Below are 25,717 nucleotides of genomic sequence, written 5' to 3'. Positions count from 1 at the left end.
GCTCAGCCCAGAAGCGCGCGGGTGAACCGGGCAGAGCGGGTGTTTGCGCCGACAAAGATCGACATGAAGCTGCGCTTGATGCCCGGCTGTCTGAGGGTGCAGGCGGTGCGGCCGTTGCGCAGAAACTTTACCCGGTCCGGGCCCTGGCTGACCGCGAGATACCGGTCGCCGGGAGAGACGCCTTTGAAACAGGTCTCGAACTGGGCGCGGCCCGGTGCGGCGTATCCAAGCCGCCGCATTTCGCGCAGCGTTGCCTCGGCCAGATCATCCTGGCTCAGGCGGCGCTGATAGGTGAGCTCGATGCCGAAGTCCTGCGCCCAGTCCAGCGCCGCGCCGCCGCGGGTGAACAGGCGGGCCTGATAAACCGGCAGGCCAAGCAGGCGGAAGGTGGCCGCCCCGCGCTGTTCGGCCCCCGGCAGCAGCGACTGCACCGGAGAGGCCGAACCCGCGGCAGGCAGTGCCAGCAGGCACAGGGTCAGCAGCAGCTTACGCATGGGCCAGCTCCACCTGCACCACGTTGGTGTGGCCAATGGCAAAGGAGGCGGCACAGATTTCCAGGTAGTACTGCCAGTTGCGGAAGAACGCCTCGCCATAGCCGAGGTCGTTGATCCGGCGTTTCTGCGCGGCCAGACGCTGTGCCCAGATCCGGCAGGTGCGGGCGTAATCCTGGCCGAAAGCGAAACTGTCCGCCACCTGCAGCCCTGCGGACTTGGCCTGCTGCGCGATCACCTTGTCGGACAGCAGCATGCCGCCGGGGAAGACATACTGGCGGATGTAGTCGGAAGAGGTCCGGTAGGTCGGGAAATACGCGTCGCGCACGGTGATCGCCTGCAGCAGCACCTTGCCCCCTTCGGCGAGGCTGTTCTTGAGCTTGGCGAAGTAGCCTGGCCAGTAGCGCTCGCCGACCGCCTCGATCATCTCGATGGAGACGATGTTTTCGAATTTGCCGTTGATATCGCGGTAGTCGCGCAGCTGGATGTCGGCGCGCCCGTCCAGGCGGCTTTCGGCATAGCTGTGCTGGTTGCGCGAGATGGTGACGCCGGTCACGTCGCGGCCGCCGGCGCTGGCCTGTTCGGCAAAGCCGCCCCAGCCGCAGCCAATCTCCAGCACCCGTTCGCCGTCCCCCAGCCGCGACAGGATGCGGTCGTTCTTGCGGGTCTGGGCCTGGGCCAGATCGTCGCCCTCTGCCCCGAACAGGCCGGAGGAATAGGTCATGCCGTCGTCCAGCCACAGCTGGTAGAACTCGTTGCCGACATCGTAATGGGCGCGGATGTTCTTGCGGGCGCCGCGCTTGGAATTGGCCCGCAAAAGGGTGTCGACGATGCGGAACTTGGCGCGGTTCAGCGGACTGGCCTGATCGTAGCTGCCCAGGTGATCCCGGTTGCGCATCGCCAGCTGCATCAGCCCCTCGACGCTCGGCGTATCCCACAGGCCCTGCACATAGGCCTCGCCCAGCCCGGTCTGGCCGTGCGCCGCCATCGCCGAAACAGCCGCCCAGTCGTTGATCTGCATTTCGGCCTCTGGGCCGGTTTCGCCGAAGCTGTAGCGCGCGCCGTCAGGGGTGCGCAGGGTCAGGCGACCCTCACGCAGGCGCGCGCAGGTGTTCAGGAATTCCGTCTGAAGCGCTTTGTCCGTGAAAGCCATGATCTTCTCCTTTGGCGGGGGAGGGGGTGAGGGTTGTCATCATGCGGACGATCCGCATGGCGCTGGCGATGCCGTCTTCGTGGAAGCCGTGGCGGTTGTAAGCGCCGGCGAACCAGGTGCTGTTCAGACCCTGCATGGCGCGGATCTGCTGCTGGGCGCGCAGCGCCGCCGTGTCAAAGACGGGATGGGAGAATTCCACCTGGTCATAAATCTTGTCCGCGGGAATGGGCCGGGCGGGGTTCAGGGTCACAAACAGCGGGTCGCTGTCCGGGATGTTCTGCAGCCGGTTCATCCAGTAGGTGACGCCGACCCGGCCCTCCTGGCTGCGGTAGGCCCAGCTGGACCAGCAGCTGCGCCGCCGGGGCATCTGGCCGGTGTCGCAGTGCAGCACAGCGGTGTTGGGCTGGTAGCGGATGGCCGACAGCGCCGCGGTTTCGGCAGGGCGGGCGTCGACGCCAAGGATGGCCAGCGCCTGATCGGAATGGCAGGCTAGGATCAGGTCGTCAAAATCCTGCGGCACCTGGCCCTGCGCCTGCACCGAGACACCGCCCGGGTGGCGGACGGCCTGCTGCACCGGCGCGCCGGTGCGGATGGTGCAGCCGCGGGCCAGCAGCGCTACCTCCAGCCGACGGACATATTCGATGCTGCCGCCCTTGACCGTCCACCACTGGTGCTTGCCGGTGCCTGCCAGCAGCGCGTGGTTGCGGAAGAAGCGGACCAGCGATTTCGCCGGGAATGCGTCCACTTCGGCAGCCGGGGTGGACCAGATCGCGCCGCACATCGGCATCAGGTAGTGGTTGCGGAACCAGCTGCCGAGGCCCAGTTCCTCCACAAGTTCGCCGATGGTCTTGCTATCATCGGTGGCGGCGGCCTCGGCCTGTTTGCCGAACCGCAGGATGTCCGCAATCATGCCGTGGAATTGCGGGCGCAGCAGGTTGCGTTTCTGGGCAGTGAGCGAACGCAGGCTGTTCAGCCCGTATTCCAGGCGCCCGTCGTCGATGCTGGCGCAAAAGCTCATATCGCTTTTGATGACAGGCACGTCCAGTTCGCGGAACAGCCGGGTTAGATAGGGATAAGTGGCATAATTGAAAACGATAAAGCCGGTGTCGACCGGCTGGTCGCCGTTGCGACCCGCCAGAACGGTGCGGGCGTGGCCGCCGAGCCGCGGCGCGGATTCAAACAGGGTGACGTCGTGAAAGGCAGACAGGTAATACGCCGCGGAAAGCCCTGAAATGCCGCCGCCCGCGATGGCAATCCTGCGGCGGCGTCCCTGCGTCTGATCCAGCATCTGTCTGTTTTCCTTGCTGTTGTTCTGACCGGATACGCCGCAGGCAAGAAACCGGATCACTCCGTTCGCGAAAAAACTGCAGGGCGGGTGATCCGGAACGGCAAAGCAGGCGTATCCGTTTTATGATCGAACATGTGGCAGCCCAGACCTTTCACGCGCGCAAGGGACGTTTGAAAAACGCCTTCCGCTATGGTGTCGACTACATCCTGACCGACCTCAGCCATGGCGCGCCGCCGCTTTTGTCGCGCAACCACTTCAACCTGTTCTCGATCCATGACCGCCGCCACGGCGGACCGCGCGGCAACGGGCGCGGTGTTGCCTGGTTCCGCGCGGAGCTGGAGCGGCGCGGCTTTCCCCTGGAGGGGGCACGGCTGCTGCTGCTGACCCAACCCAGTTTCCTGTGGTTCCACTTCAACCCGGTCAGCTTCTGGATTGCGGAGAAGGACGGCAGCCCGCGCGCCTTCATCGCCGAGGTGAACAACACCTTCGGCCAGCGGCACTGTTACTTTGCCGCTCACCCGGATTTCCGGCTGATCCGGCGCAGCGAAATGATCAAGGCCGAGAAACTGATGCATGTCTCGCCGTTTCAGCAGGTAGCTGGCCGTTATAGCTTCAATTTCGGTATGACGGATCAGGCTTTCAACATCCGGATATCCTACACCAATGGTGACGAAGGCGTGCTGGCGACGCTGAACGGCCTGCGCCGCCCCCTCACTTCCGGCGGACTGCTGCGCGCTGCCTTGCGTCGGCCGCTAGGGGCTGCGCGCGTGGTCGCTCTGATCTACTGGCAGGCACTGAGGCTCTGGGTCAAACGCGCACCGTTCCTGAAGAAACCAAAGCCACCGGAACCTCTGATCTCTGATAGCGTAACCTTTACGGGTGAAGAGGCGTGACGCCTTTTGCTGGCAAGACCTATTGGTTGGTCGGAGCGAGCCACGGACTGGGCCGCGAGGTCGCACGCCAGCTGGACCGAGAAGAGGCCCGGCTGATCTTGTCGGCACGTTCAGAAGATGCTCTGCAAGAGCTGACCCAAGAACTGCGCCATGCGACAGCTCTGCCTATGGATGTGACAGATACAAACGCGGTTGCAGAGGCCGCGCGTGACGCTGGACCGCTGGATGGTGTAATTTACAACGCAGGCGCCTACGAACCGATGCGGACACAGGATTGGGACAGCGGCTCCGTGCTCCAGATGAGCGATGTGAATTTCACAGGCGCACTGCGCGTGTTAGGTGAGGTCGTGCCCGGCTTTGTCAGGCAAAGGCGCGGGGAGATCACCCTCGTCGGCTCTCTGGCAGGTTACCGGGGCTTGCCGGCATCAATCGGCTACGGCGCCAGCAAGGCGGCTTTGATAAGCTTGGCAGAAACCATGCGCTACGACCTGAAGGGAAGCGGCGTTACCGTCCGCCTGGTCAATCCCGGCTTCATCAAAACCCGGCTGACGGTCAAAAACAGCTTCCGGATGCCACAGCTGCTTGAGCCCGAGGATGCCGCCCGCCATGTGGTTGCAGCGATGCGGACACGCCGCTTTCGCACGGACTTCCCGCGCCCATTCTCCTTCGCAATCAAGGCGCTTCATCTGCTTCCCGACTTGATCGTGTACCGCGGGAAATGAGAGGCACGCACCCTGTGCGCCTCCTTGAATTACATCTCAAATCCGGAACAGCGGCTGCAGCAGGCGCGGCATGAAAGCCCTGAATCGAAGTGGCGCGTCGGTGGCTGCCAAGCAGATGCACGGATCGCCGGCGTCTGCAACCGGAGTATGTTCCAGATTCTCGTCACCTATCTCAACATCGCCGACACCAAACTGCCCGGTTTCGTCGCTGAAGCTGCCCTGCAGAACCAGTGTCAGCTCCAGGCCATTGTGGCTGTGATCAGGCACCGCCTGCCCGGCCGGGATGAACAGCAGGCGGGCAGACCCTTCGCTGTCTTCAAACAGAATGTCCTGCTTCACGCCCATTCCGAGGGTCTTCCAGCGCGGCGGCCTCCCCTTCAGGCTATGTATGACAGGGCCCGGGTAGATCCCCTTTGCCTCGTAGACCGGTTCTGGGACAGCAGGCGCATCAAGTGCGGCCAACACCTTCGATTTCAGGCCTGCATCAACTGCCACGCCCTCCCCTGTCTCGAGCAGCGCTCCGCCAGCGGCCCGGTGCGCGCCAAGCGAGGCCTGGCAATCGCGGCAATAGGACAAGTGGGACGCAACAACCATGGAAAAGGCATGCGGCAAGCTACCCGATACATAGGCAACAATCATTTCATCGGGGATGTGGTGGGTGATTGCAGGCATTTAACGCAATCCTTTTAGTTCCTTGCGCAGCCGCCCGAGTCCCAGGCGGATGCGCGATTTTACAGTTCCCAGGGGCAGGCCGGTCTGACTGCTGATTTCCTGATGGGTCAGGTCACCCATGTAGGCCTTTACGATCATCTCTTTCTGATCGGGGTGCAGTTGCGCTATGGCGTGCTTCAATTGTTCTGCTTCTTGCTCCAGGCCGATAATTTGACTGGCGTCGGGCTCGGTGCCAGGATCTTCACCCAATTCGTCCGGCACGGGTCGGCTTTCCTTGCGGACAATGTCGATATGACGGTTGCGGGCGATCTGATAAATCCAAGCCGAGGCCTGCGCCTTGTGCGGATCAAACAGCGCCGCTTTGCGCCAAATGGTGAGCATTACATCTTGGACAATTTCTTCCGCCAGCGCAGGCCTTGCACCGCACCGGATTACAAAACCCTTCAGGCGCGGCGCCAGAAAGTCAAACATGTCCGCAAATGCCTCTCTGTCACGCTGATCGCGTACAGCAAGAAGCCAAAGGGTAAGTTGCGAAAACGACTGGTCTTTCGGCACGGCGGCATTGTCCTCAGGGGTTGCCCGAAGCACAATTGTTTCTCCCGGCGGCCTATCCAAGTTCAGTGTCACCATAGTCTGATTACGTGCTGTTGGTGAAGCCGGATCACCGCGCAGGAATTTTTTGAAAGTTCTTGCTTTGATGCCGAGCCTCTTTGATCAGCAGAGATCCGGTTGCAAAGTGCCCCAGTTCGAACCGTTACTATCAATGCACTTAAGAAGGTGCTTTAATCGCACCCAAAGTGCAGAAATTTAAATGCCCGCCCGAACCATATGGTACGTTAGCGATCAAAAACCTGGCTCCGGTAGAACATGCGGAACCGAATTGCGTGAGGGAAGCCCAATGAAAACCGTGGACAAAGCGATGTTTCTGCTGCGCCAGTTTTCGCTGGAGAACCTTGAAATCGGCTTGAACGACTTGGCCCGCGCCACGGATCAAGACAAAGCCGTGACTCGCAGATTGCTTCTGTCTCTCATCAATCACGGTTTCATCGAGCAGAACCCGGAAACCCGAAAGTACCGGTTGGGCCACGCCTTTCTGTCTCTGGCGCGCCTGCGCGAAGCCACTGTACCGATGGTAAAGGCAACCCAAGTAGTGACACAGTGGCTGTCCGCGCAGGCAAATGAAACCGTTCATGTCGGTATTCCTGGCGCCGTGGGCTTGGGAACTGCTTCGTTCACTCTGCCAGCACGGGGCAATGTGATCAATCTGCAGCCTGCGGAAACCTACCCCTACCACTCTTCCTCTTCCGGACTGGCGTTTCTGGCATTCTGTTCTGAGGACACCCGGGAGCGGCTGCTAAGCCTAAAACGGGAGAAACTGACACGCTTCACTGTGACAGATGAGGCTGAACTAAGAGATGTTCTCCGTGAAACCCGAAGCCGCGGCTATTCGTGCGCCCGCAACACAGTTGAGATCGGGGTCGCCAGCGTAGCGATGCCGTTTTTCACGGAAGGCAAGGACCCAGCAGGCACCATAGCGATTGCGGTTCCCGATCTAAACCTGGATGCCGCCCGCCAAGCAGAACTGGCCGCGTTGCTGGGAGCCGCAATCCGGCAGCTGGAGACCGCTTTGAACGGTGCACCATCGCCGCACAGTCCGGCCACGCAGATAGTGCAATAATCGCACCTTTGGTGCGAAACATTTCTGTGAATCGAATCTTTCTGCCACAAGTTCTGCATCTGAGCGGCTAAAGCCTGCGCTCTCCAGCGCCTCTCCGCTCCCGGTCTGAAACCTGCGGATCGCCTGCAACAGCGGGCTGAAGGACGATTTGATGGCTTACAATCTCCCGGAACAAGCCCATGTGGTGATCATCGGCGGCGGCATTATAGGTGTCTCTACGCTGTACCACCTGGCGAAACGGGGGGTGTCTGCTGTCCTGATCGAACGGCGCAAGGTCGCGAGCGGCACCACTTGGCACGCGGCTGGGATTGTTGGCCAGCTGCGCGACAGCACCGCCCAGACCGAGCTGGGCAAATACACCGCCCGTCTGTTCCGCGAGTTGGAGGAAGAGACCGGCCAGGCCACCGGCTACAAGCCCAACGGCACCATCAACCTGGCGATTGGCGACGTGCGGCACGAGCAGCTGCTGCGCGGCCATGATCACGCGGCCCGCATGGGGATCGAGAGCTTCCTGCTGTCCCGTTCGGAGCTGCAGGAGAAATGGCCCTGGATCGAAACAGACGATGTGAAATCCGCCTTCTTCGTGCCCTCCAACGGCCAGGTGAACCCGCTGGATGTGACCGTCGCCATGGTCAAAGGTGCCAAGGCGCAGGGCGCAAAGCTGTTCGAGGGGACCAAGGTCAATCAGCTGGTTGTCCGCGGCAGCAGGATTGTCGGCGTGGAAACCGACAAGGGCATGATCGCCACGGACAAGGTGCTGCTGGCCGGCGGCATGTGGAGCCATCTGTTCGCCAAGGCGCATGGTGTCACTGTGCCGCTGCACGCGACCGAGCATTTCTACATCGTGACCGAGCCGGTCGACGGGCTGCCCAAGGACCAGCCGATCCTCAACATCGCCGAGGAGCGCACCTACTGGAAGGAAGACACTGGCAAGCTGCTGATCGGCTCCTTCGAAAAGCTGGGCAAGCCCTATGGCGCCGATGGTATCCCGGAGGATTTCGAGTTCGACGAACTGCCCTTTGACATGGAGCATGTGGAGCCGAACCTGGAAAAGATGTTCGAGCGGATGCCGCCCCTGGGCGAGATGGGCATCCAAACCTTCTTCAACGGGCCGGAGAGCTTCACCCCGGACGGCCGCCCCTACCTGGGGCCGACAAGCGAGATCAAGGGCCTGTTTGTGGCAACCGGCATGAACTCCAACGGCATCCTCAATTCAGGCGGCGTCGGGCTGACGATGGCGGAATGGCTGATCGATGGCGCGCCGTCGCGCGGGATGGGGCCGATGCTGGCCCGCCGCGCGCACCCGTTCCAGCGCAACACCAAGTACAACCACGACCGCAGCGCGGAATCGGTGGGCTTCCACTATGGTGTCTCCTGGGCCGGCCGCCAGATCCAAAGCGCCCGCGGCGTGCGGCGGGTGCCGCTGCATGATCGACTGAAGGCCGCCGGTGCGACCTTTGCCGAACGTATCGGTTGGGAAATACCTATGTACTATGATCCTGAGCAGAATGGCTGGAACGAGGAGCCGAACCTGTGGTGGAAGGACTGGTCGCCGCATGTTGAGGCAGAGTGCTTGGCGGCGCGCGACGCTGCCGTGCTGATCGAACAGTCGATGTACGCCAAGATCCAGGTGCAGGGCCCCGATGCGGTGCGCGCGCTGAACCGGGTCTGCGGCGCGGAAATGGACGTGGCAACCGGCACCTCGGTCTACACCCAGTTCCTGAACTCCCGCGGCGGCATCGAGGCGGATGTCACCATCACCCGCACTGCGGCCGAGTGTTTCATGGTGATCACCGGACACCCCGGCCAGATCCGCGACCAGGCCTGGATCCGCGATCACGCTGACCCGGAGTGGCGGTTCGAGATCTTCGACGCCACCTCAGCCTATGGCCTGATCTCCATCCACGGACCGAAGTCGCGCGAGATCCTATCTGCAATCTCGGGTGATGACCTATCGAACGAAGCCTTCCCTTTTGGTTCGGCTCAGGAGATCGACATCGGCTATGCCCGCGGCTGGGCTATCCGCCGCTCGTTCCTGGGCGAGCTGGGTTATGAGCTGATGATGCCAACCGAATTCACCATCTGCGTCTACGAGGCGCTGATGGACGCCGGGGAACCCCTGGGCCTGCGCCACATGGGCATGTTTGCGATGAATGCCTGCCGCCTGGAGAAAGGCTTCCGCCATTTCGGCCACGACATCGGTGAGGACGACACGCCCTTTGAAACCGGTCTCGGTTTCGCAGTGGCGCTTGACAAAGCGGACAACTTCCTCGGCAAGGCCAAGCTGGCCGAGCAAAAAAAAGCCGACCCGGCAACGCAATACAGGACCGTCTCCTGCATCGCAGAAGGTGTCGGCGCCAAGGATGGGCCCTATCTCATCCACAATGAGCCAATATGGAAAGATGGCGGGATAGTTGGCCATGTAACCTCCGGCGATTGGGGGTTCCGGCTGCATGCAATGGTCGGACTCGCCAGCCTCCACCGCGAGGGCGGCGTCAGCAAGGCTTGGATCGATGAGGGCGGTTTTGAGGTGCAGATTGCGGGCAAAATGTACCCTCTGAAGGTGCAGCTGACCCCCTTCTATGATCCTAAGGGCGCAATCATGCGGGGCTGAAACCTTCAGCGGGAGGGAGGAATTCATGACTGATAAGACTATTCTGGTCATTGGCACATACGACACCAAGAACGCAGAGCTGGAATTTCTGGCGCAGAAGATCCGTGGCTTGGGCGGCGGGGTTTTGACCCTGGATGTCAGCGTGCTGGGCGACCCGGAGCAGCCCACCGATTTCTCTAAGCACAAGGTGGCAAGTGCCGGCGGCAGCTCTATCCAGGCGGCGGTCGACAGCGGCAGTGAACATGTGGCGATGAACATCATGTCGGCCGGAGCGTGTGCACTGGCGCAAGAGCTGCACGGTAACGGCGGCATCGACGGGGTGATCATCCTGGGTGGCACTATGGGCACTGATCTGGCACTGGACGTCTGCCAGGCGCTGCCGGTGGGGCTGCCGAAATACGTGGTATCCACCGTCTCCTTTTCGGCGCTGATCCCGGCGGAACGGCTGTCGCCGGATATCCAGATGATCCTCTGGGCCGGGGGGCTTTACGGATTGAATAGCATTTGCCGGTCCTCCCTTGCCCAGGCGGCAGGCGCCGTTCTGGGAGCGGCGCGGGCTGCTGAGCCTGCAGTCAGCGGGCGGCCGGTGATCGGGGTCACGTCGCTTGGCACCTCCTGCCTGAAATACATCAAAACCTTGAAACCGGAGCTGGAGCAGCGCGGCTACGAGGTGGCTGTATTCCACGCCATGGGCATGGGCGGCATGGCCTTTGAGCAGATCGCGGCGCAGAACGGCTTTGTCTGCGTGATGGATTTCGCCGGCTGCGAGCTGGGCAACCTGATGGCCGGTTCGGTGGTCAACGCCGGCCGTGACCGGCACCTGTCGGCAGGCCGGGCCGGCATCCCGCAAATCGTTGCGCCGGGCTGTATGGATCTGATCGACTTTGCCGGCTGGCAGGACATCCCGGCGCAGTTCGAGGGACGCCCGATCCACACCCATAACAAACTGGTCAAGAACACCTTTTACACCGCCGAAGAACGCCGCGGCATCGCGCGCGAACTGAACCAGCGGATTGGCGAAAGCAAGGCTCCCACGCATCTGATCATTCCAAAAGGCGGGATTGAGGAATGGGACCGCCCCGGCGGCGACTGCCACGATCCGGAGGGGCTGGACGCCTTCATCACCGAACTGAGCGCAACAGTTGCCCCTGCCGTCCAGGCGACGGAGCTGGAAGCGCATATCAACGACCCTGCCTTCACCCAAACGGCGCTGGAGATCCTGGACCGCTGGGTGGCGGTAGGAACTGTCCCGTCCGGCAAGGCGTGATCAACAGAACAAACAGAATTCAAAAGGGAGGAAACTATGAAACTCAAACTTGCAGCTGCCGCCGCCGTGCTCAGCGCCACTGCCGCGATGGCAGAATATCCGGAGAAGCCGGTATCCTTCGTGGTACCCTGGCCTCCGGGCGACCTGGAAGACGTGCTGACACGGATGATCGCAGACAAGTTCCAGGAAATGTACGGCGTGCCCGCCGCTGTGGTGAACAAGCCGGGCGGCGGCGGCGGTCCGTTCCCGGGCGCCGTAGAAGTCGCTAATGCGCCAGCTGACGGATACACTGTTGGCTCCTTCGTGATCGGTGTTCCGGTGGTCGGCCCCGAAATCGGTATCCCGGAGCTGAACCCCAATCCCTTTGATCCGATTGGTATCTTCCTGACCTATCCGTTTGTGGTCGCGACCCTTGCGGACAAACCCTACGACAGCTGGGAAGAACTGGCAGCCTATGGCGCGGAGAATGACGTATCGCTGGGCCATTTCGGCACGTTCCTGGCGCCGACCAAGGTGACCTTTGCAGCGGCCATCAAGTCCGGCTTCGATTTCGCCAGCGAAGCGGCCTACGACCAGCTTGACTGCAACGTGCTGGCGTCAGGCGACGTGGACGTGGTGAACGGCACCCTGCAAACCCTTCTGCCCTGCATCGACAACATCAAAGTGCTGGCGACCATAGGCTCTGAACGCACCGCATTGACCCCTGATGTTCCGACCATGTCGGAATTGGTTCCGGACCTGAAACTGTCCCTGTGGAACGGGCTGTTCGTGCATAAGGACACCCCAGCGGATGCCCGCGAGAAGATTGCCGCTGCTGCCCAGGCCGCGCTGGAATCCGAGGCCGCACAGAACCTGACAAAGGAAACCGGTGTTCTGCTCTACTGGACGGACGCTGAGGCCTCTGCCCAGCAGATCGAGAACGACATCGCCGGTCTGGCCGAGGTCAACGCTTTGGTCGGCGAATAACCTGAACCGGGGCGCCTGTTGTGCCCCGGTTTCTTCCGCGGCAGGAGGAGGACGCTGCGATGACACACATCAAGTATTTTCAGGAACTGTTTCAGCGCTACCGGCGGCCCGGCGATCTGGTTTTTGCCGTGGTTTTCCTGGTATTCGCACTGTTCCTGCTAAGCCAGCTTGGAGAACAGACCAAATGGGTGAAGCGCACCAAATGGTTCGGCCAGCCGTCGCTGTGGCCCAGCATTGCGGTCTGGGGAATGGTGATCTTCGGGGCCTTTCACCTGCTGGGCTCGATGGTGTCACCGCGCATTTACGGCCGGTTGAAAGAGATCATGTTCTGGCTGCGATCGCTTGAATACGTCGTCTACTTCCTGGCTTATGTCGCCATTGTCCCGCTCGCCGGCTACCTGCCGTCAACAATCCTGTTTGCCTTGTTCCTGACCTTGCGCGCAGGCTTCCACCGCCCGCAGCATCTGGCTTTTTCTCTTTTGTTTGCAGTCTGCGTCCCGCTGATCTTCCGCGGTTTCCTACAGGTGAAGATCCCTGCAGGCGAGATCTATCAGCATCTGCCCGATGCGCTGCGCGCCTTCGCGCTGACCTATCTGTGAGGCTCCCATGGACACGCTTCTTTCCGGCCTGCAAATTCTTGCCCAATGGCAGGTTCTGGCCGCTCTGGTAATCGGCTCCATTGGCGGTGTCGTCATTGGCGCGCTGCCGGGTGTCGGGCCTGCGGTCGCCATTGCAATCCTGCTGCCTGCGACCTTTGCCTTTGAACCGATCGTCGGGCTGTCGCTGCTGCTGGGGATCTACGGCAGTTCAATGTACGGCGGTGCGATACCCGCAATCCTGATCAATACCCCCGGCACGCCAGCCAACGCGCTGACCACTTATGACGGCTACCCGATGACCAAGCGCAAGGAAGGCCACCGGGCGCTGTCTTTGGCTTATACGGCGTCCTTCTTCGGCGGCATCTTCTCAGTCATCTGCCTGATCTTGCTGGCGCCGCTTCTGGCGCTGGTCGCCCCGCATTTCGGCAGCCGCGAGATCTTTCTGGCTGCCTTCATGGGAATCCTGCTGGTTGTGGTGGCGCACCGCGGCCAGACTTTTGCCGCTGGCATGCTGGCTTGCTTCGGCATCTTCCTCAACACCGTCGGGCTGGAGCCGGTCAAATACACCAAACGCTTCACCTTCGACCAGACATGGCTGTCCTCGGGATTTGACTTGATTGTCGTGGTCCTTGGCCTTTTTGCCCTCAGCCAGGCGTTCCTTCTGCTGATCGAAAAGGACCACGCCCCCGGCGAGGCCCATGTGCAGGGCAACATGCTCTCGGGCATGAAAGAGCTGCTGGGCATCAAGCGCATTGCCACCGTTTCCTCCTCCCTTGGTGTGCTTATGGGCATGATCCCCGGCGTCGGTGAATTCACCGCGCAGTTCCTCTCATACACCTACGCGCAGAAAAGCTCGAAGACTCCGGACGCCTTCGGCAATGGCTCTCCCGAAGGCCTTGTCGCATCTGAGGCCGCAAACAACGCTGTCCCGGGTGCGGCGATGATCCCGCTGCTGGCCCTGGGCATCCCGGGCGAGGCGCTGACGGCGATGATGCTGTCGGTGTTCTATGTTCATAACGTGATCCCGGGGCCGCAGCTGTTCGAAACCCAGCTGGATTTCGTTATGGCACTCTATCTGGCGCTGATCCTGCTCAACGTGATCGTGCTGGTGTTCCTGCTGTTCTCGACCAACCTGCTGTTGAAAATCATCCAGATCCCGACCCGGTTCCTCGGCATGATGATCCTGATCCTGTCCTTCATCGGCGTCTATTCCCTGCGCAATTCGATCACCGACTGTGCCATCGCCGCAGGCTTCGGCGTGCTGGGGCTGATCCTCAAGCGGCTGAACCTGCCGATCGTGCCGATCATCCTGGGCATGGTCCTGGGCGGTATCATGGAGGTCAAGCTGCGCGCGGCGATGGCGGCGGTGAAGACCCCGATCGACTTCATCAGCCGCCCCATCGCTGCAATCATCTTTGTGATGATCATCGGAATTCTGGTGCTGCACATCCGCACGCTGATCCGCGAGCAGAAGGCCAAGCAGAAGCCGGAACCAGTCGGGCCCGACTACGAACATTCCAGCCAGCAGGGGTAACAACATGCTGAACCAAAGCGAAATCGACACCCTCCGACAGCTGGAGGTGCCGGCGCAGGGCCATTTCATCGACGGCGAGGCGCAAGACGCCCTGACCGGCGGCACGCTAAAGGTGATCTCCCCTATCGACGGCCAAACTCTAACCCGGCTGGCCGAAGGAGCCCCCGCCGACATGGAGCGCGCCATTGCCTCTGCGCGGGCCTCCTTTGAGGCCGGGCACTGGTCCCGTATGGCCCCTGCCGACCGCAAGAAGGTGCTGATGCGGCTGGGTGACCTGATCGAGGCGCGGGCGCTGGAACTGGCGGTGCTGGGCGTGCGCGACAACGGCACCGAAATCGCCATGGCAATCAAGGCAGAGGCTCTCTCCGCTGCCGCCACCTTCCGCTACTACGGCGAGGCGATCGACAAGGTCTATGGCCAGATCGCCCCCACGGCGGAGAATGTGCTGGGGCTGGTGCATCACGCACCGGTCGGGGTGGTCGGGGCCATCGTGCCCTGGAATTTTCCGCTGATGATCGGGTCCTGGAAAATTGCCCCGGCGCTGGCGGCCGGCAACTCGATTGTTCTGAAACCGGCTGAAAGCGCCTCGCTCAGCCTGTTGAAGATCGCCGAGCTGGCGGTCGAGGCTGGTGTGCCGCCGGGCGTTTTCAATGTGGTCACCGGCAAAGGCAGCGTGGTGGGCGAGACCCTGGCGCTCAGCATGGATGTGGACATCATGGTGTTCACCGGCTCCGGCACTACCGGGCGGCGGCTGCTGGAATATTCAGCCCGATCCAACCTCAAGCGCTGCTATCTGGAGTTGGGCGGCAAGTCCCCCAACATCATCTTCAACGATGCCCCGGATCTGGTCGAGGCGGCCAAAGTCTCTGCCGCGGGTATTTTCCGCAACTCCGGCCAGGTCTGTGTGGCCGGTTCGCGCCTGCTGGTGCAGGAAGACATAGCCGAGGATTTCATCGTCGAAATGGCCCGCCACGCTGAGGCGTTCCGGGTCGGCGACCCGCTCGACCTCGCCAGCCAGATCGGAGCGGTGCATTCGCTGGCTGAGCTGGAGGCCAACCTGGAGTTTGCTGCACGCGCCGAGGCCGAGGGTGCCGAGCTGCGCAGCGGCGGCAAACGCATCCTGCAGGAAACCGGCGGTTTTTATATGCAACCAACCATAATGACGGGCGTGAAACCGCAGGACAGCCTGTTCCGGAACGAGGTCTTCGGCCCGGTGCTGGCCGTCACCACCTTTAAGGACGACGAAGAAGCAGTCCGGCTGGCCAATGCCACCACCTATGGCCTCTCTGCCGGTGTCTGGACCGCGAACCTCAGCCGCGCGCACCGGATGGTGGCTGGTATCCGCGCGGGCATCGTGCATGTGAACACCTATGGCGGCTCCGACCTGACCGTGCCCTTGGGCGGCGTCAAACAGTCTGGCAACGGACATGACAAATCCCTGCACGCACTGGAGAAATATTCCGACCTGAAATCCGCCTGGATTCAGCTTTGACGCAAGGAAGCGCCATGACCCTGCCCGCCAGATCTCAGGACCTCATCGACCGGCGCGCCCGGCTCTTGGGGCCAAACTTCTCCACCTTCTATGACGAACCGCTGCATATCGTGAAGGGCGAGGGTGTCTGGCTGTGGGATGCGGACGGGCGCAAATACCTAGACTGCTACAACAACGTGCCGCATGTGGGCCATTGCAACCCGCGGGTGGTGGAGGCGATCTGCCGCCAAGCCGCAACGCTCAACACCCACACGCGCTATCTGCACGATGGAATTCTCGACTATACCGAGAAATTGACCGGCACCATGGACGCCTCGCTGGATACTGCCATCCTGACCTGCACCGGGTCAGAGGCCAACGATATCGCCTTGCGCATGGCCGAAGGGATGACCGGCAAACGCGGCATCGTGGCCACCGACGCGACCTATCATGGCAATACTGCTCTGGTCAGCCAGCTCAGCTGCTCGAACACGCCAACGGTGGGCTTCGGGCTAGCGCAGTATTTCCGTTTCGCCGAAGCGCCCGACAGCTACCGCAACCCGGATCCTGACGGCACCAAATTTGCTGCCACCGTGGCCGAACAGATCGCTGCGCATGAGGAGGCCGGCACCGGTTTTGCCGCGCTGGTGATCTGCCCCTTCTTCCTGAACGAGGGCTTCCCGAGCCATCCGGACGGCTGGCTGAAACCCACCGCCGAGGTGGTGCGCAAGGCTGGCGGCCTGCTGATCTGCGACGAGGTGCAGTCCGGCTTCGGCCGCACCGGCACCCATATGTGGGCGCATCAGAAGATGGGCGTGGTGCCGGATGTGATGACACTGGGCAAGCCAATGGCCAATGGACACCCGGTCGGCGGCATCGTCACCCGCAGCGAAATCCTCCAGACATTCCGCTCGGGTTACCGCTATTTCAACACCTTCGGCGGCAACCCTGTGTCCTGCGCTGCGGCAATGGCCGTTCTGGAGGAGATCGAGGACAAGAACCTGCTAACCCATGCCGAGGCGGTCGGCGCCCATGCCCGCGCCCGGCTGCGCGCATTGCAGGAGAAATATGATGTCATTGGCGATGCGCGCGGTTCCGGCATGGTGTTTGGCGCGGAAATGGTGTTGGACCGCGCCAGCAAGGAACCGGCCGTTGCCTTCACCGACCTGGTGATCAACGCCATGCGCCACCGCGGCATCATCCATTCCAAGCTGGGCCGCCACAGGAACACCTTGAAGATCCGCCCGCCGATGCCTTTCTCCAGGGGAAATACGGACCTGCTGTTCGACACCCTGGATGAAGTGCTGGCAGAAACCCCGGTGCAGCCATGACAGCGGCAGCCGTGGAGCAATCCCTGACGCTTTGGGGGATGGAGGGTGCGGAGACCAGCCTGATCGCCACCCGCGAAAACCAGGTCTACCGGGTCGATCACGCCGGGCGCGCCTATGCCCTGCGCCTGCACCGCCCCGGCTACCGGACCGATGCAGAGCTGTGGTCGGAACTGCAATGGATGAACGCCACGGCAGCGGGCGGCTTGCATGTGCCTGCCCCGGTCGCCGCCGCCTCAGGAGAGTTCTTGCATAGGGCCGACGGGTTCCAGGCAGATATGCTGACCTGGCTCTCCGGCGCCCCGATCGGCCGGACTGGTGGCGGCCTGAACTCGGAAGACCGCACTAGCCTCTTTTATGGAATCGGCCGCGAAATGGCCCGGTTGCACACGGTCTCCGACCGCTGGATCCCGCCAAGGGGTTTCAGCCGCTGGTCCTGGGACCGGGCTGGCCTGCTTGGTGTCAATCCGCTTTGGGGCCGGTTTTGGGAAAACCCCAGCCTGACCAAAGAGGACCGTGCGCTGTTTATTGCCCTGCGCGGCGAAGCTGATGCTGAACTGCAGCAGCTGGAAACAGCCCTGGACTACGGGCTTATCCACGCAGACCTCGTGCGCGAAAACATAATGAAAGACGGCGGCAAGCTGCAGTTGATCGATTTCGACGACAGCGGATTTGGCTTCCGCCTCTTTGATCTAGCCACCACCTTGCTTAGAAACATACGGGAGACCGACTACCCGGCGCTGCGTGATGCGCTGATAGCCGGGTACCTGTCAGTGCGGGCGATCGACTTGACCTCACTCGACCTTTTCCTGGTGCTGAGGTCAGCGACATATGTGGGTTGGATCATTAGCCGGATGGATGAGCCCGGATCCAAGGCCCGCAATCAACGGTTCATAGGAACTACCCGCGTGCTGGCACGACAGTATCTGGCAAGGAAAGAGATTCACGAATGAAACGGCTCGAAGGAAAGACTTCGCTTATCGCAGGCTTGCGCCGTGAACGTGGGCTGACAACAAAGCCGGGCAACGCAGATGGGGCTGATCAACACCTAAGAAAGTACTCCAAATTCCCCGATTTTTCATATTCAGCAAATAACGGTTTCCGCGAGGACGATGGCTTAGAGGAAGACCTTTGGCCAACGATCATAGTGGGGCGCTATGCGCCTCCAATCCTTGGCCCTGCCGGGCATATTCTCGAAGCAGCTGTGCCGCCTGCATCTGTGCTTGATTGCATTTGTCCGGCGTTTTGCGTTGCCCCAGTCCGGAATGCAGGCGCGTAGGTGCAAATGACGTAACCTGCCCCCAGCTGGCCCCTCGTTCACAACGAGAGTTTTTGAGGGGCAGGGCATTTGGTTTTGGTAGTCGTCGGTTTCGGGCTGGGCAAGCGCGCCGGGCGCGGAGCCCTCAAATTGCTCAAGCGTCCGGCGCGCTTCGGCCGGTGTTTTGTTCCCGAGCGATGAGTGCGGCCTGACGATGTTGTAATCGTAACACCAGAGCACCAGCTTCCGGCGGGCGTCGTCCAGGGGGTCAAATATCTCCTCGTTCAGCAGTTCGTCGCGCAGGCTGCCGTTGAATGACTCGATAAAAGCGTTCTGCTACGGCTTCCCTGGGTCGATATAGTGCCGCGGAATTGCGTTCTGATCGGCCCACCTCAGAATGGCCCGGCTCGTGAACTATGTCCCCCTCGCCGTTGGGCTCAAACCAATGGCGCCACAATGGCTCGATCGCTGACTTTGCATCCGGGTTTACCGTAGATCCGCACCAGCGTATCCAGCTCACGCGCAACACGTGCGCCGGAGATGCTGGTGCCGGCAATCAGGCACAGGTTTTCGCGGCTGCAATCGTCTATCGCCTCCAGAATGCGGAATTTCCGGGATGGGCCGAAGCTGTCAGCCAGTAAGCCAAGTGACCCGCGCGCATTGGGATAAGCAGCCTCCGGCATCGGTGTGCGAGATCCGCGGGCCCGCTTGCGGCCGCGCCGCCGCTTCACCGACAGGCCTTCCTCCCGTTAGAGCCAATACAGCTTCTTGTGGTTCATCCTCATGCCCTTGCGCTCAAGCAACACGCCGATCCGGCGGTAGCCGAAACAAAACACTGCTCCGCCGCCTGCTTGAAGTGCAGCATTTCTGTGAGTGCAAGGAAATACCGTATCTGGTTAAAGTCAACTTAGACGCATGTTCCCTAGAGTATTCGGGGGCATGCGGTTAGCAAATGGCGTTTAAAGAAAAGTTGCCGGACGGGCTGCTCAAGGTGCAAGGGCCAAAGCCCCAACTTTCCTAGTGCCGAAAGCCAACAGTATTCACAGTTTCCAGCCGATAGGAACGGCCCAAACCGGACATTTATTATAGGCTCCAGCACCTGCCCATCGCCACCGGGACGAAGTCAGCAATTTCTAGCCAGCTAACCTTCAACCTCGGGCGACCAAGGTTGCGCGCGTGGGGGAGATACAGCCAGGAGGTCGACTGCTCGTGCCGCAATCTGTCTGGCAACTTCTGTCAACGTGGTGTGTGGGAGATAGAATGCAGGAACCGGTGGCATGACGATGGCGCCCATCTCAGCTGCCGCGGTCATGTTCCGAAGATGAGCCAGCGTCAGCGGGGCTTCGCGCGCCAACAGCACCAGGCGCCTGCGCTCCTTGAGCTGTACCCCCGCTGCCCGTGTCAGCAGATTATCGTCGAGCCCATGCGCTATAGCGGCCAGGGAGCGCATCGAACAGGGAGCAATGATCATTCCTGAAACCGGAACCGAGCCTGACGCAATGGCGGCGCCGATGTCATCGATTGCATGACTGCGGGTGACCAATGCTTCGAGGGTTTGCAAAGCTTCCGAGCCGCATTCCTCTGCGAGGGTGCGCTTAGCGGCGGAGCTGGCAACCAGGTCGGTCTCAATCCCAAGGGAGGCCAGATGCCGAGCAGCTTCCAAGCTGAGCATGGCGCCGGAAGCGCCGGAAACCCCTAGCACCACCCGCCGGGTGCTCATGCCCCCAGCTCCGGCATGAGGCGGGCAACGAGGTCAGCGGCAAACGCCTGGTCTTCTGCCACGCCGCGCATGACACGCCCCCATTCCCGGGTAGTTTCACTGCCAATCTTCGTTGTGGCGTCAATGCCTATCTTGCCGGCCAGGCCTGGCTGGGGCGACGCGAAGTCGAGGTAATCCATTGGCGTGTTCTCCAAAATCATCACATCGCGGGAGGGGTCCATGCGTGTCGCCAGCACCCAGGCGATGTCATCCCAGTTCCGCGGGTCAGCATCGGCATCGACGGCAACAATCATCTTTGTGTAGCTGAATTGCGGCAGCATTCCCCAAAGCGCCATCATCACCCGGCGGGCCTGGCCGGGGTAGCGTTTTTCTATGCTGACAACGGCAACGCGGTAGGAGCAGGCGGCCGGAGGCAGCCACAGGTCCCGGATTTCGGGGATTTGCGCCTGCACCGTTGGCAGGGCCAGCCGGTTGAACACCTCGCCGATGATGGCGGGTTCATCCGGCGGTCGGCCGGTATAGGTGGACAGGTACAGCGGATTTTCGCGATGCGTCACTGCACTCATCTGCATAACGGGAAAGGGTTCGGCAGGATTGTAATAGCCTGTGTGGTCGCCAAAGGGGCCTTCGGGCGCGGTTTCGTCCGGTGATACCCAGCCCTCCAGAACAATCTCGGCATCGGCGGGCACCATCAGGGGCACGCTCTTGCACGGGACCATGCGCGGCCGGGCTCCGCCAAGCGCCCCGGCAAAGGTTAGCTCGGACACGGTTTCCGGCAGCGGCAGCGCCGCCGACAGCAGCGTTGCCGGGTCCGCACCCAGTACCACCGCCACCGGCATTTTTGCGCCTCGTGAAACCCAGCTTCTATGGTGCGCGGCACCGCCCCGGTGGGGCAGCCAGCGCATGATCAGCCGGGAGCGGTCCAGCACCTGCGCCCGGTAGACGCCGGCATTGCAGCAACTTAGGTCCTGCGGGCTGCTGCCATGCGGCCGGGTGATCACGACCGGCCAGGTGATCAGCGGCCCCGCATCGCGAGGCCAATGGGTCTGCACCGGAAGCTTGGAGAGATCTGCAACCGCTCCTTCGCGCACAACGGCCTGCACCGGTGCCGTCTTGACCATCTTTGGCCGGGTGGCCAATGCGGCCTTGAGCATGGGCCAGCGCGAAAGCGCATCCCGTAATCCCTCTGGCGGAGCGGGTGACCTGAGCGCCGCGAGAAAGGCACCCAGTTCATCAAGCCGGTCCAGTGAAACCCCAAGGCCGGCCGCAACCCTCTCAGCCGTGCCGAACAGGTTCACAATAACCGGAATTTCCGAAGCCAGCCCGCTGTCCAGAACCGGGCGGCTGAACTGCAGGACCGGACCGCCGGCCTCCAGCACAGCGCGATGCACCGCCGTCATCTGATGCTGCACGGACACCGGATCCGCGATTTTCTGAAACTGTCCGGCTCCTGCGCACCAATCAAGGAAGTGGCGCAGGCTGGGGTATGGCGGAAGTGTACGAATGGTACTGCTCCATTGCTGGCTTACGGGGATCCCTAGCAGAGATTTACGCCCTGAATTTGTTCGCGCTCAAACTCGGGAGGCCTGCTGCAGAATAGAACCGCTGTGATCGAAACCACCGGCGGGAAAGGAAAAATATTTGCCACAGCCCCAAGTTCCCCATTGCCCGGCTGCTCTGGCGCGCATTCTGCGGGTGGCGCCGCTTGTGCCGTTATCCCTTGCGCTGACCGCCTTCTGCCGCCACATCGGCAAGCGTCACCCGGGATTGTTCCGCCGCCTGGGCGAGCACAGCCGCGTGCGCTTCGTCCTCAACCCTGTCGATTTACCCATCATGCTCTGCCTGGCCCCCAACGGCGGTGCCCCTACCGTGCGCGCACTGCGCGGAAATTGTGAGGGAGAGGCGCGCATATCCGGCCCGTTTGCTGCGTTGCTGGGGCTGGTCCACGGGGCCTATGACGGGGATGCGCTGTTTTTCTCCCGCGATTTGGTGATTGAGGGTGACACCGGCGCCGTCCTGGCACTGCGCAATGCGGTGGATGATGCCGAGCTGGACTTGTCGCAGGAAATCGCCGCCCTTTCCGGGCCGTTTTCCAGCATTATCCTTCAGACCGCCGCCTTTGCCGAACGGCGTACCGGCGTCAGCATGGCCCGGCCGGAGGAGGATTTGGCATGGTGATGGAAATTGTCTGCCCCGCCGGCACCCCTGCCGCGCTGCGTGCCGCAGTCAGGGCCGGGGCGCATACCGTTTATTGCGGCTTCAATGATGAGACCAACGCCCGCAACTTTCCCGGCCTGAACTTTGACCGCAGCGAAATGCGCGAGGGGGTGGATTTTGCCCATGCGCATGGTGCCAGGGTGCTGGTGGCGATCAACACCTTCCCCCGTGCAGGCGATCAATCAATCTGGCACCGTGCCATTGACGACGCAAAACTCTCGGGCGCGGATGCCGTGATCCTTGCAGATGCCGGACTGCTGGACTACGCCGCACGCACTCATCCTGGTTTGCGTCTGCATCTCTCGGTTCAGGCCGCCGCCGCCAATGCCGATATCATCAATTTCTACGCCGGTACCTTTGGCGTGAAACGCGTGGTTCTGCCGCGTGTGCTGTCGGTGCCGGAAATCGCTGCCATCAATGCCGAAACAGATGTGGAAACCGAAGTCTTTGTGTTTGGCGGCTTGTGCGTCATGGCCGAGGGGCGCTGCTCGCTGTCTTCCTATGCAACTGGTCTGTCTCCCAATATGAATGGTGTCTGCTCGCCTGCAAGCCATGTGAAATACCACGACAACAACGGAGAGCTGGATGCCAAGCTGGGCGGGTTCACGATCCACCGGGCCGCAAAGGATGAGCCCGCCCCCTATCCGACCCTGTGCAAAGGCTGCTTTTCGGCGGGCGGCCAGACTGGGCATCTGTTCGAAGACCCTGTCAGCCTCAATGCCGAACAGCTGATCCCTCAGCTGCAAAAGGCCGGCGTCAGGGCCTTGAAGATCGAAGGGCGCCAGCGCTCCAAATCCTACGTCGCGCAAGTGGTGCGCAATTTCCGCGCCGCGGTTGATGCGCTCGAGGCAGGCAGGCCCTTGCCCGAGGGGATGCTCGCGCGGCTGTCAGAAGGCCAGGCCATGACCACCGGCGCCTACAAGAAAACCTGGAGGTAACAGCATGGAACTGACTGTCGGGCCAAACCAGTTCTTCTGGTCGGCCGAAACCTGGAGCGCGTTTTACGAAGGCCTGGCTGATGCCCCCGTTGACCGCGTCGTCCTGGGTGAGCTTGTCTGCTCCAAACGCCTGCCATTCTACCAGGACCGCATTCCTGAAGCACTCACCGCTCTTGCCAAAGCCGGCAAGGAAGCGGTTCTGACCAGCCTGGCGCTTGTCACTCTCAAGCGTGAACGCAAACTGACAGCGGAATTGGCCGAAATAGGGGTGACAGTTGAGATAAACGACATGACCGCCCTGGCGCATTTGCCCAAGGGCGTGGGCTTTCACGTTGGGCCGCTGGTCAATGTCTATAACGAGGGCACCCTTGCCTGGCTGGCGTCGCTGGGCGCCAGACGGATCTGCCTGCCGCCTGAATTGCCTCTTGCGTCAGTTGAATCACTTGCCCGCGCCGGTACCGGCCTGGGCGTGGCCATCGAGGTCTGGGGACATGGCCGGATGCCGCTAGCGATATCCGGGCGCTGCTATCACGCGCGGCTGCACAAGCGGACCAAGGACAATTGCCAGTTTGCCTGCGAGGAAGATCCGGACGGGCTGGAAGTTCGGACGCTGGAGGGCCGCCCCTTCATGGCGATGAACGGGGTGCAAACACTGTCGGATAGCTATGCCTGCGCCGACTACCAGGTCGAAGCCCTTGCCGCAGCAGGCGTCTCTGCCCTGCGGCTGTCACCGCAATCACATGGTTTCGCCCGGCTTTACCAGCTTTACCGGGAGCGGTTAGACGGCACGCTGCCCGCAGGCGCAATTGCTGACGAGGTCCGGCGAACTTCACCGGAAACCCGCCTGAGTGACGGATTTCTGGTAGGACCCAGCGGCGTATCCTGGTCCGCGGTGCCTGCTTTGCCATGATGCCAATGCGTGATTTCAGCGCGTTGTGGGATGCTCCATACCGCCCCTTGTTTTCCGCAGCTTTCCTTTGCGCGCTACTGTCTGTGGCCTGGTGGCCGCTGGGAGTAAAATTTGGCCTGCCCGCCCCGGGTTTTACACCTGCTGTTTTGTGGCATATACATGAGCTGTTCTTTGGCTTTGCCGCTGCGGCGATTGGCGGCTATCTGCTGACAGCCCTGCCAGGCTGGACGGCGCATCCTCCCCTGCAAGGTGCGGGTTTGAAGGCACTGGTGCTCGTTTGGATCTTTGCACGGATCGCAACCGCCAAATTCGATGCGCTCCCCGTGGCCATTCCTCTTTTCCTAAATGCGGCCTTCTTTGCCGGGCTCGCGGGCGTCCTTTGCCATCAACTGGCCGCTGCCGGATCCTATCGCAAGCTGTGCTATCCAGCTGTAGTTCTGGGTCTTGGCATTTGCGAAGCCGCGTTCCTGGTTGAAGCGGCTGCCGGCAGTGTCTGGAGCTGCCTTGCCCTGTCACGCACTGCCCTGGCGGGCCTGATCCTGCTGTTGTTCAGTGTAGGCGCGCGGGTAATACCCGCCTTTACCCGCAACTGGCTGGCCCAGCAGGGTGATGCTGGCCCGCCAGTCCGGGATGCAGCCCAGCTGTGCTGTCTGCTGCAGGGTCTGCTGCTCTTGGGACTGGCATTGAAACCAGCTGGGTTTGCTGAGGCGGCCTACGCCACTTGGATCGCAGCAGGTGCAATGATGCTGTGGACCATGCGGGGATGGAGAACTGGCACAGCGTTCTTCAATCCTCTGCTGGCTGCGCAGCATATGGCATTTCTCTGGCTGCCCTTTGGCACTCTGGCTTTCGGGGTTATCGGGCTTGACCTCATCGCCTACCAAATGCCTTCGGCAGTTCACGCCATTACCATCGGCGGCATGTCCGGACTCATCATGGCCATTTCCGGCCGGGCGGGCTGTCATCGGCCCGAAGGAATAATGCGCGCAGGTGCCGGTTTCACGGCTGGGTGCTTGCTGATCTGGCTAGCGACCTGGACCCGTTTGGCCCTTCCGTTTTCTTCGGCCTATGCCGAGAGCCTGATCACAGCCGCTGCCGTGCTTTGGTGCATTGGCTGGCTAACCTTCATTACCGGTTTTCTGCCAGCCCTCTCAGGCCCGGCCCGCCGACCTGTCCTTAGCGGCCGGAGCTTCGGGCAGCAGTGACAGAGTTTCAGTAGAAAGGAGAGCTGAATGAAAATTGCCTATGTGACTTCGCAGAGACGTGGTGAAACTGATCGGTTGCTGTCTGAGATTGCAGAAACCCTTCAAGCTGCCGGGCTGCGGCTGGCGGGCATCGTGAAAGACCTCAGCTATACAAGCCGTCATGCCAACGGCTGTGATATGCGGGTCCGCGTATTATCTGAAGGAAGCGTAATCAAGATCACCCAGGATCTCGGCGAGGGATCGGGCGCCTGCCGTCTGGATCCTGCTGCAATCGCTGAAGCGATTTCCCGTGTTGAAGCTGACCCTATGGAAGGCGCCAGCCTCTTCATCCTGAACAAATTCGGACCAGAAGAGTCTGCGGGCCGCGGTTTTTGCCCGCTTATCGCCAGCGCGCTGGAACGTGGAATTCCGGTTCTCGTGGGGGTCGGTAGCGCCAGCGAAGCGGCCTTCTCGAACTTTTCAGGCGGAATGGCCAAATCTCTGCCTGACAATTTGGAAGATATTCATCACTGGTGTGCAGCAGTGATGTAAGATTGAAATGCCTATTAACAGTTATTGTTTCTACGCATACGGCCTGCCGCGCCAATGTCACAATAAAGCGTAGAAGCGACGACGGGCCATTCGTCTCTTCGGCCCAGAACATCCGCTTAAGCTGAAGCTAAGTGTTGCGATGCAACTTTTAGACATCAAAGCGTAAGCGCCTTCGTAAGGTGTCACTGCGGGCACTTATTTCGGGGGTTCGGATGGTTCCGGACGCTGATGCGCCGGAGGTCATCAGCTTGAGCTTTTTGGA

At 61.4% G+C, this 25,717-nt stretch carries 23 protein-coding genes and 2 pseudogenes; 17 read left to right on the top strand and 8 right to left on the bottom strand.

What is annotated here, in order from left to right; genetic code table 11:
* Nucleotides 1-2: 2 nt before the first annotated feature.
* The 3 genes from RA26_RS19265 to RA26_RS19255 are packed head-to-tail and all read right to left on the bottom strand — an operon-like array spanning nt 3 to nt 2,932.
* A complete protein-coding gene (locus RA26_RS19265; protein WP_039186553.1) occupies nt 3-494 on the bottom strand; it encodes a hypothetical protein in 492 nt (163 codons plus the stop codon).
* Complete coding sequence (locus RA26_RS19260; protein ID WP_039186552.1) at nt 487-1,644, bottom strand: SAM-dependent methyltransferase; 1,158 nt, start codon at nt 1,642-1,644, stop codon at nt 487-489. Before RA26_RS19260 ends, RA26_RS19265 begins: the two co-directional genes overlap by 8 nt.
* The gene (locus RA26_RS19255; protein ID WP_039186551.1) at nt 1,583-2,932 is read right to left on the bottom strand and encodes an NAD(P)/FAD-dependent oxidoreductase; all 1,350 of its coding nucleotides are present in this window, start codon (nt 2,930-2,932) and stop codon (nt 1,583-1,585) included. The genes RA26_RS19260 and RA26_RS19255 overlap by 62 nt, the downstream gene beginning before the upstream one ends.
* A 122-nt stretch (nt 2,933-3,054) precedes the next feature.
* Between RA26_RS19255 and RA26_RS19250 the strand changes: the two genes are divergently transcribed.
* Together RA26_RS19250 and RA26_RS19245 are read left to right on the top strand one after the other, a co-directional pair.
* The gene (locus RA26_RS19250; RefSeq protein ID WP_039186550.1) at nt 3,055-3,825 is read left to right on the top strand and encodes a DUF1365 domain-containing protein; all 771 of its coding nucleotides are present in this window, start codon (nt 3,055-3,057) and stop codon (nt 3,823-3,825) included.
* The gene (locus tag RA26_RS19245) at nt 3,822-4,547 is read left to right on the top strand and encodes an SDR family NAD(P)-dependent oxidoreductase (protein ID WP_039186549.1); all 726 of its coding nucleotides are present in this window, start codon (nt 3,822-3,824) and stop codon (nt 4,545-4,547) included. The genes RA26_RS19250 and RA26_RS19245 overlap by 4 nt, the downstream gene beginning before the upstream one ends.
* A 36-nt stretch (nt 4,548-4,583) precedes the next feature.
* Here RA26_RS19245 and RA26_RS19240 read toward each other — a convergent pair whose 3' ends face one another.
* Both RA26_RS19240 and RA26_RS19235 read right to left on the bottom strand, forming a co-directional pair.
* Nucleotides 4,584-5,219: a ChrR family anti-sigma-E factor gene (locus RA26_RS19240; protein WP_039186548.1), complete on the bottom strand. Its 636-nt coding sequence runs from the start codon at nt 5,217-5,219 to the stop codon at nt 4,584-4,586.
* The gene (locus RA26_RS19235; protein ID WP_082015885.1) at nt 5,220-5,849 is read right to left on the bottom strand and encodes a sigma-70 family RNA polymerase sigma factor; all 630 of its coding nucleotides are present in this window, start codon (nt 5,847-5,849) and stop codon (nt 5,220-5,222) included.
* Nucleotides 5,850-6,117: 268 nt separating this feature from the next.
* Here RA26_RS19235 and RA26_RS19230 point away from each other — a divergent pair, with 268 nt between their 5' ends.
* The 10 genes and pseudogenes from RA26_RS19230 (at nt 6,118) to RA26_RS23455 (ending at nt 17,955) form a co-directional block, all read left to right on the top strand.
* Entirely contained in the window at nt 6,118-6,897 is a 780-nt protein-coding gene (locus RA26_RS19230) for an IclR family transcriptional regulator (protein ID WP_052272497.1), read from the top strand.
* Between the two features lie 151 nt (nt 6,898-7,048).
* The gene (locus RA26_RS19225; protein ID WP_039186547.1) at nt 7,049-9,511 is read left to right on the top strand and encodes an FAD-dependent oxidoreductase; all 2,463 of its coding nucleotides are present in this window, start codon (nt 7,049-7,051) and stop codon (nt 9,509-9,511) included.
* A 25-nt stretch (nt 9,512-9,536) separates the two neighbouring features.
* Nucleotides 9,537-10,778: a Tm-1-like ATP-binding domain-containing protein gene (locus RA26_RS19220; RefSeq protein WP_039186546.1), complete on the top strand. Its 1,242-nt coding sequence runs from the start codon at nt 9,537-9,539 to the stop codon at nt 10,776-10,778.
* Nucleotides 10,779-10,814: 36 nt separating this feature from the next.
* Nucleotides 10,815-11,744 carry a tripartite tricarboxylate transporter substrate-binding protein gene (locus RA26_RS19215; protein ID WP_039186545.1) on the top strand — a complete coding sequence of 310 codons (930 nt, stop codon included), beginning with the start codon at nt 10,815-10,817 and terminating at the stop codon, nt 11,742-11,744.
* Between the two features lie 59 nt (nt 11,745-11,803).
* Entirely contained in the window at nt 11,804-12,343 is a 540-nt protein-coding gene (locus tag RA26_RS19210; protein WP_039186543.1) for a tripartite tricarboxylate transporter TctB family protein, read from the top strand.
* Between the two features lie 7 nt (nt 12,344-12,350).
* Nucleotides 12,351-13,877, top strand: a complete 1,527-nt coding sequence (locus RA26_RS19205) for a tripartite tricarboxylate transporter permease (protein ID WP_039186542.1) — start codon at nt 12,351-12,353, stop codon at nt 13,875-13,877.
* Nucleotides 13,878-13,881: 4 nt separating this feature from the next.
* Nucleotides 13,882-15,369 (top strand): aldehyde dehydrogenase, encoded by a 1,488-nt coding sequence (locus RA26_RS19200; protein ID WP_039186540.1) that lies wholly within the window; start codon nt 13,882-13,884, stop codon nt 15,367-15,369.
* A 158-nt stretch (nt 15,370-15,527) separates the two neighbouring features.
* Nucleotides 15,528-16,679: pseudogene (locus tag RA26_RS19195) on the top strand (aspartate aminotransferase family protein); the annotation flags it as partial.
* On the top strand, nt 16,676-17,629 hold the full coding sequence (locus RA26_RS19190) for a phosphotransferase enzyme family protein (protein ID WP_241482696.1): 954 nt from the start codon (nt 16,676-16,678) through the stop codon (nt 17,627-17,629). The pseudogene RA26_RS19195 and the gene RA26_RS19190, both read left to right, overlap by 4 nt.
* Nucleotides 17,626-17,955, top strand: a complete 330-nt coding sequence (locus tag RA26_RS23455) for a hypothetical protein (RefSeq protein WP_193747644.1) — start codon at nt 17,626-17,628, stop codon at nt 17,953-17,955. The genes RA26_RS19190 and RA26_RS23455 overlap by 4 nt, the downstream gene beginning before the upstream one ends.
* Nucleotides 17,956-18,027: 72 nt before the next feature.
* Here RA26_RS23455 and RA26_RS19185 read toward each other — a convergent pair.
* The 3 genes and pseudogenes from RA26_RS19185 to RA26_RS19175 form a co-directional block, all read right to left on the bottom strand.
* A pseudogene (locus tag RA26_RS19185) lies at nt 18,028-18,761 on the bottom strand (integrase core domain-containing protein); the annotation flags it as partial.
* 314 nt (nt 18,762-19,075) lie between these two features.
* Nucleotides 19,076-19,654 (bottom strand): UbiX family flavin prenyltransferase, encoded by a 579-nt coding sequence (locus tag RA26_RS19180; RefSeq protein WP_039186536.1) that lies wholly within the window; start codon nt 19,652-19,654, stop codon nt 19,076-19,078.
* The gene (locus tag RA26_RS19175; RefSeq protein WP_039186534.1) at nt 19,651-21,159 is read right to left on the bottom strand and encodes a UbiD family decarboxylase; all 1,509 of its coding nucleotides are present in this window, start codon (nt 21,157-21,159) and stop codon (nt 19,651-19,653) included. Before RA26_RS19175 ends, RA26_RS19180 begins: the two co-directional genes overlap by 4 nt.
* A 136-nt stretch (nt 21,160-21,295) precedes the next feature.
* On the opposite strand from RA26_RS19175, the gene ubiT reads away from it, so the two are divergent.
* Genes ubiT through RA26_RS19150 form a run of 5 tightly spaced genes read left to right on the top strand, consistent with a single transcriptional unit; the run spans nt 21,296 to nt 25,455 of the window.
* A complete protein-coding gene (gene ubiT / locus RA26_RS19170) occupies nt 21,296-21,832 on the top strand; it encodes a ubiquinone anaerobic biosynthesis accessory factor UbiT (RefSeq protein ID WP_052272496.1) in 537 nt (178 codons plus the stop codon).
* A complete protein-coding gene (gene ubiU / locus RA26_RS19165; protein ID WP_039186628.1) occupies nt 21,832-22,809 on the top strand; it encodes a ubiquinone anaerobic biosynthesis protein UbiU in 978 nt (325 codons plus the stop codon). Before ubiT ends, ubiU begins: the two co-directional genes overlap by 1 nt.
* Nucleotides 22,810-22,813: 4 nt before the next feature.
* Nucleotides 22,814-23,719, top strand: a complete 906-nt coding sequence (ubiV, locus tag RA26_RS19160) for a ubiquinone anaerobic biosynthesis protein UbiV (RefSeq protein ID WP_039186531.1) — start codon at nt 22,814-22,816, stop codon at nt 23,717-23,719.
* Nucleotides 23,716-24,924: an NnrS family protein gene (locus RA26_RS19155; protein WP_082015883.1), complete on the top strand. Its 1,209-nt coding sequence runs from the start codon at nt 23,716-23,718 to the stop codon at nt 24,922-24,924. Before ubiV ends, RA26_RS19155 begins: the two co-directional genes overlap by 4 nt.
* Nucleotides 24,925-24,951: 27 nt before the next feature.
* Nucleotides 24,952-25,455 (top strand): DUF2478 domain-containing protein, encoded by a 504-nt coding sequence (locus RA26_RS19150; RefSeq protein WP_039186527.1) that lies wholly within the window; start codon nt 24,952-24,954, stop codon nt 25,453-25,455.
* Nucleotides 25,456-25,717: the final 262 nt, after the last annotated feature.

The organism is Leisingera sp. ANG-M7, from assembly GCF_000813965.1.
GTDB lineage: Bacteria > Pseudomonadota > Alphaproteobacteria > Rhodobacterales > Rhodobacteraceae > Leisingera.
This window is presented reverse-complemented; position numbering and strand designations above follow the sequence as displayed.

What these genes read in the sequence shown, in the direction of transcription:
- RA26_RS19265 (WP_039186553.1), bottom strand. Translation starts at nt 494, where the DNA reads ATGCGTAAGCTGCTGCTGACCCTGTGCCTGCTGGCACTGCCTGCCGCG.
- RA26_RS19260 (WP_039186552.1), bottom strand. Translation starts at nt 1,644, where the DNA reads ATGGCTTTCACGGACAAAGCGCTTCAGACGGAATTCCTGAACACCTGC.
- RA26_RS19255 (WP_039186551.1), bottom strand. Translation starts at nt 2,932, where the DNA reads ATGCTGGATCAGACGCAGGGACGCCGCCGCAGGATTGCCATCGCGGGC.
- RA26_RS19250 (WP_039186550.1), top strand. Translation starts at nt 3,055, where the DNA reads ATGATCGAACATGTGGCAGCCCAGACCTTTCACGCGCGCAAGGGACGT.
- RA26_RS19240 (WP_039186548.1), bottom strand. Translation starts at nt 5,219, where the DNA reads ATGCCTGCAATCACCCACCACATCCCCGATGAAATGATTGTTGCCTAT.
- RA26_RS19235 (WP_082015885.1), bottom strand. Translation starts at nt 5,849, where the DNA reads ATGGTGACACTGAACTTGGATAGGCCGCCGGGAGAAACAATTGTGCTT.
- RA26_RS19230 (WP_052272497.1), top strand. Translation starts at nt 6,118, where the DNA reads ATGAAAACCGTGGACAAAGCGATGTTTCTGCTGCGCCAGTTTTCGCTG.
- RA26_RS19225 (WP_039186547.1), top strand. Translation starts at nt 7,049, where the DNA reads ATGGCTTACAATCTCCCGGAACAAGCCCATGTGGTGATCATCGGCGGC.
- RA26_RS19220 (WP_039186546.1), top strand. Translation starts at nt 9,537, where the DNA reads ATGACTGATAAGACTATTCTGGTCATTGGCACATACGACACCAAGAAC.
- RA26_RS19215 (WP_039186545.1), top strand. Translation starts at nt 10,815, where the DNA reads ATGAAACTCAAACTTGCAGCTGCCGCCGCCGTGCTCAGCGCCACTGCC.
- RA26_RS19210 (WP_039186543.1), top strand. Translation starts at nt 11,804, where the DNA reads ATGACACACATCAAGTATTTTCAGGAACTGTTTCAGCGCTACCGGCGG.
- RA26_RS19205 (WP_039186542.1), top strand. Translation starts at nt 12,351, where the DNA reads ATGGACACGCTTCTTTCCGGCCTGCAAATTCTTGCCCAATGGCAGGTT.
- RA26_RS19200 (WP_039186540.1), top strand. Translation starts at nt 13,882, where the DNA reads ATGCTGAACCAAAGCGAAATCGACACCCTCCGACAGCTGGAGGTGCCG.
- RA26_RS19190 (WP_241482696.1), top strand. Translation starts at nt 16,676, where the DNA reads ATGACAGCGGCAGCCGTGGAGCAATCCCTGACGCTTTGGGGGATGGAG.
- RA26_RS23455 (WP_193747644.1), top strand. Translation starts at nt 17,626, where the DNA reads ATGAAACGGCTCGAAGGAAAGACTTCGCTTATCGCAGGCTTGCGCCGT.
- RA26_RS19180 (WP_039186536.1), bottom strand. Translation starts at nt 19,654, where the DNA reads ATGAGCACCCGGCGGGTGGTGCTAGGGGTTTCCGGCGCTTCCGGCGCC.
- ubiU (WP_039186628.1), top strand. Translation starts at nt 21,832, where the DNA reads ATGGAAATTGTCTGCCCCGCCGGCACCCCTGCCGCGCTGCGTGCCGCA.
- ubiV (WP_039186531.1), top strand. Translation starts at nt 22,814, where the DNA reads ATGGAACTGACTGTCGGGCCAAACCAGTTCTTCTGGTCGGCCGAAACC.
- RA26_RS19155 (WP_082015883.1), top strand. Translation starts at nt 23,716, where the DNA reads ATGATGCCAATGCGTGATTTCAGCGCGTTGTGGGATGCTCCATACCGC.
- RA26_RS19150 (WP_039186527.1), top strand. Translation starts at nt 24,952, where the DNA reads ATGAAAATTGCCTATGTGACTTCGCAGAGACGTGGTGAAACTGATCGG.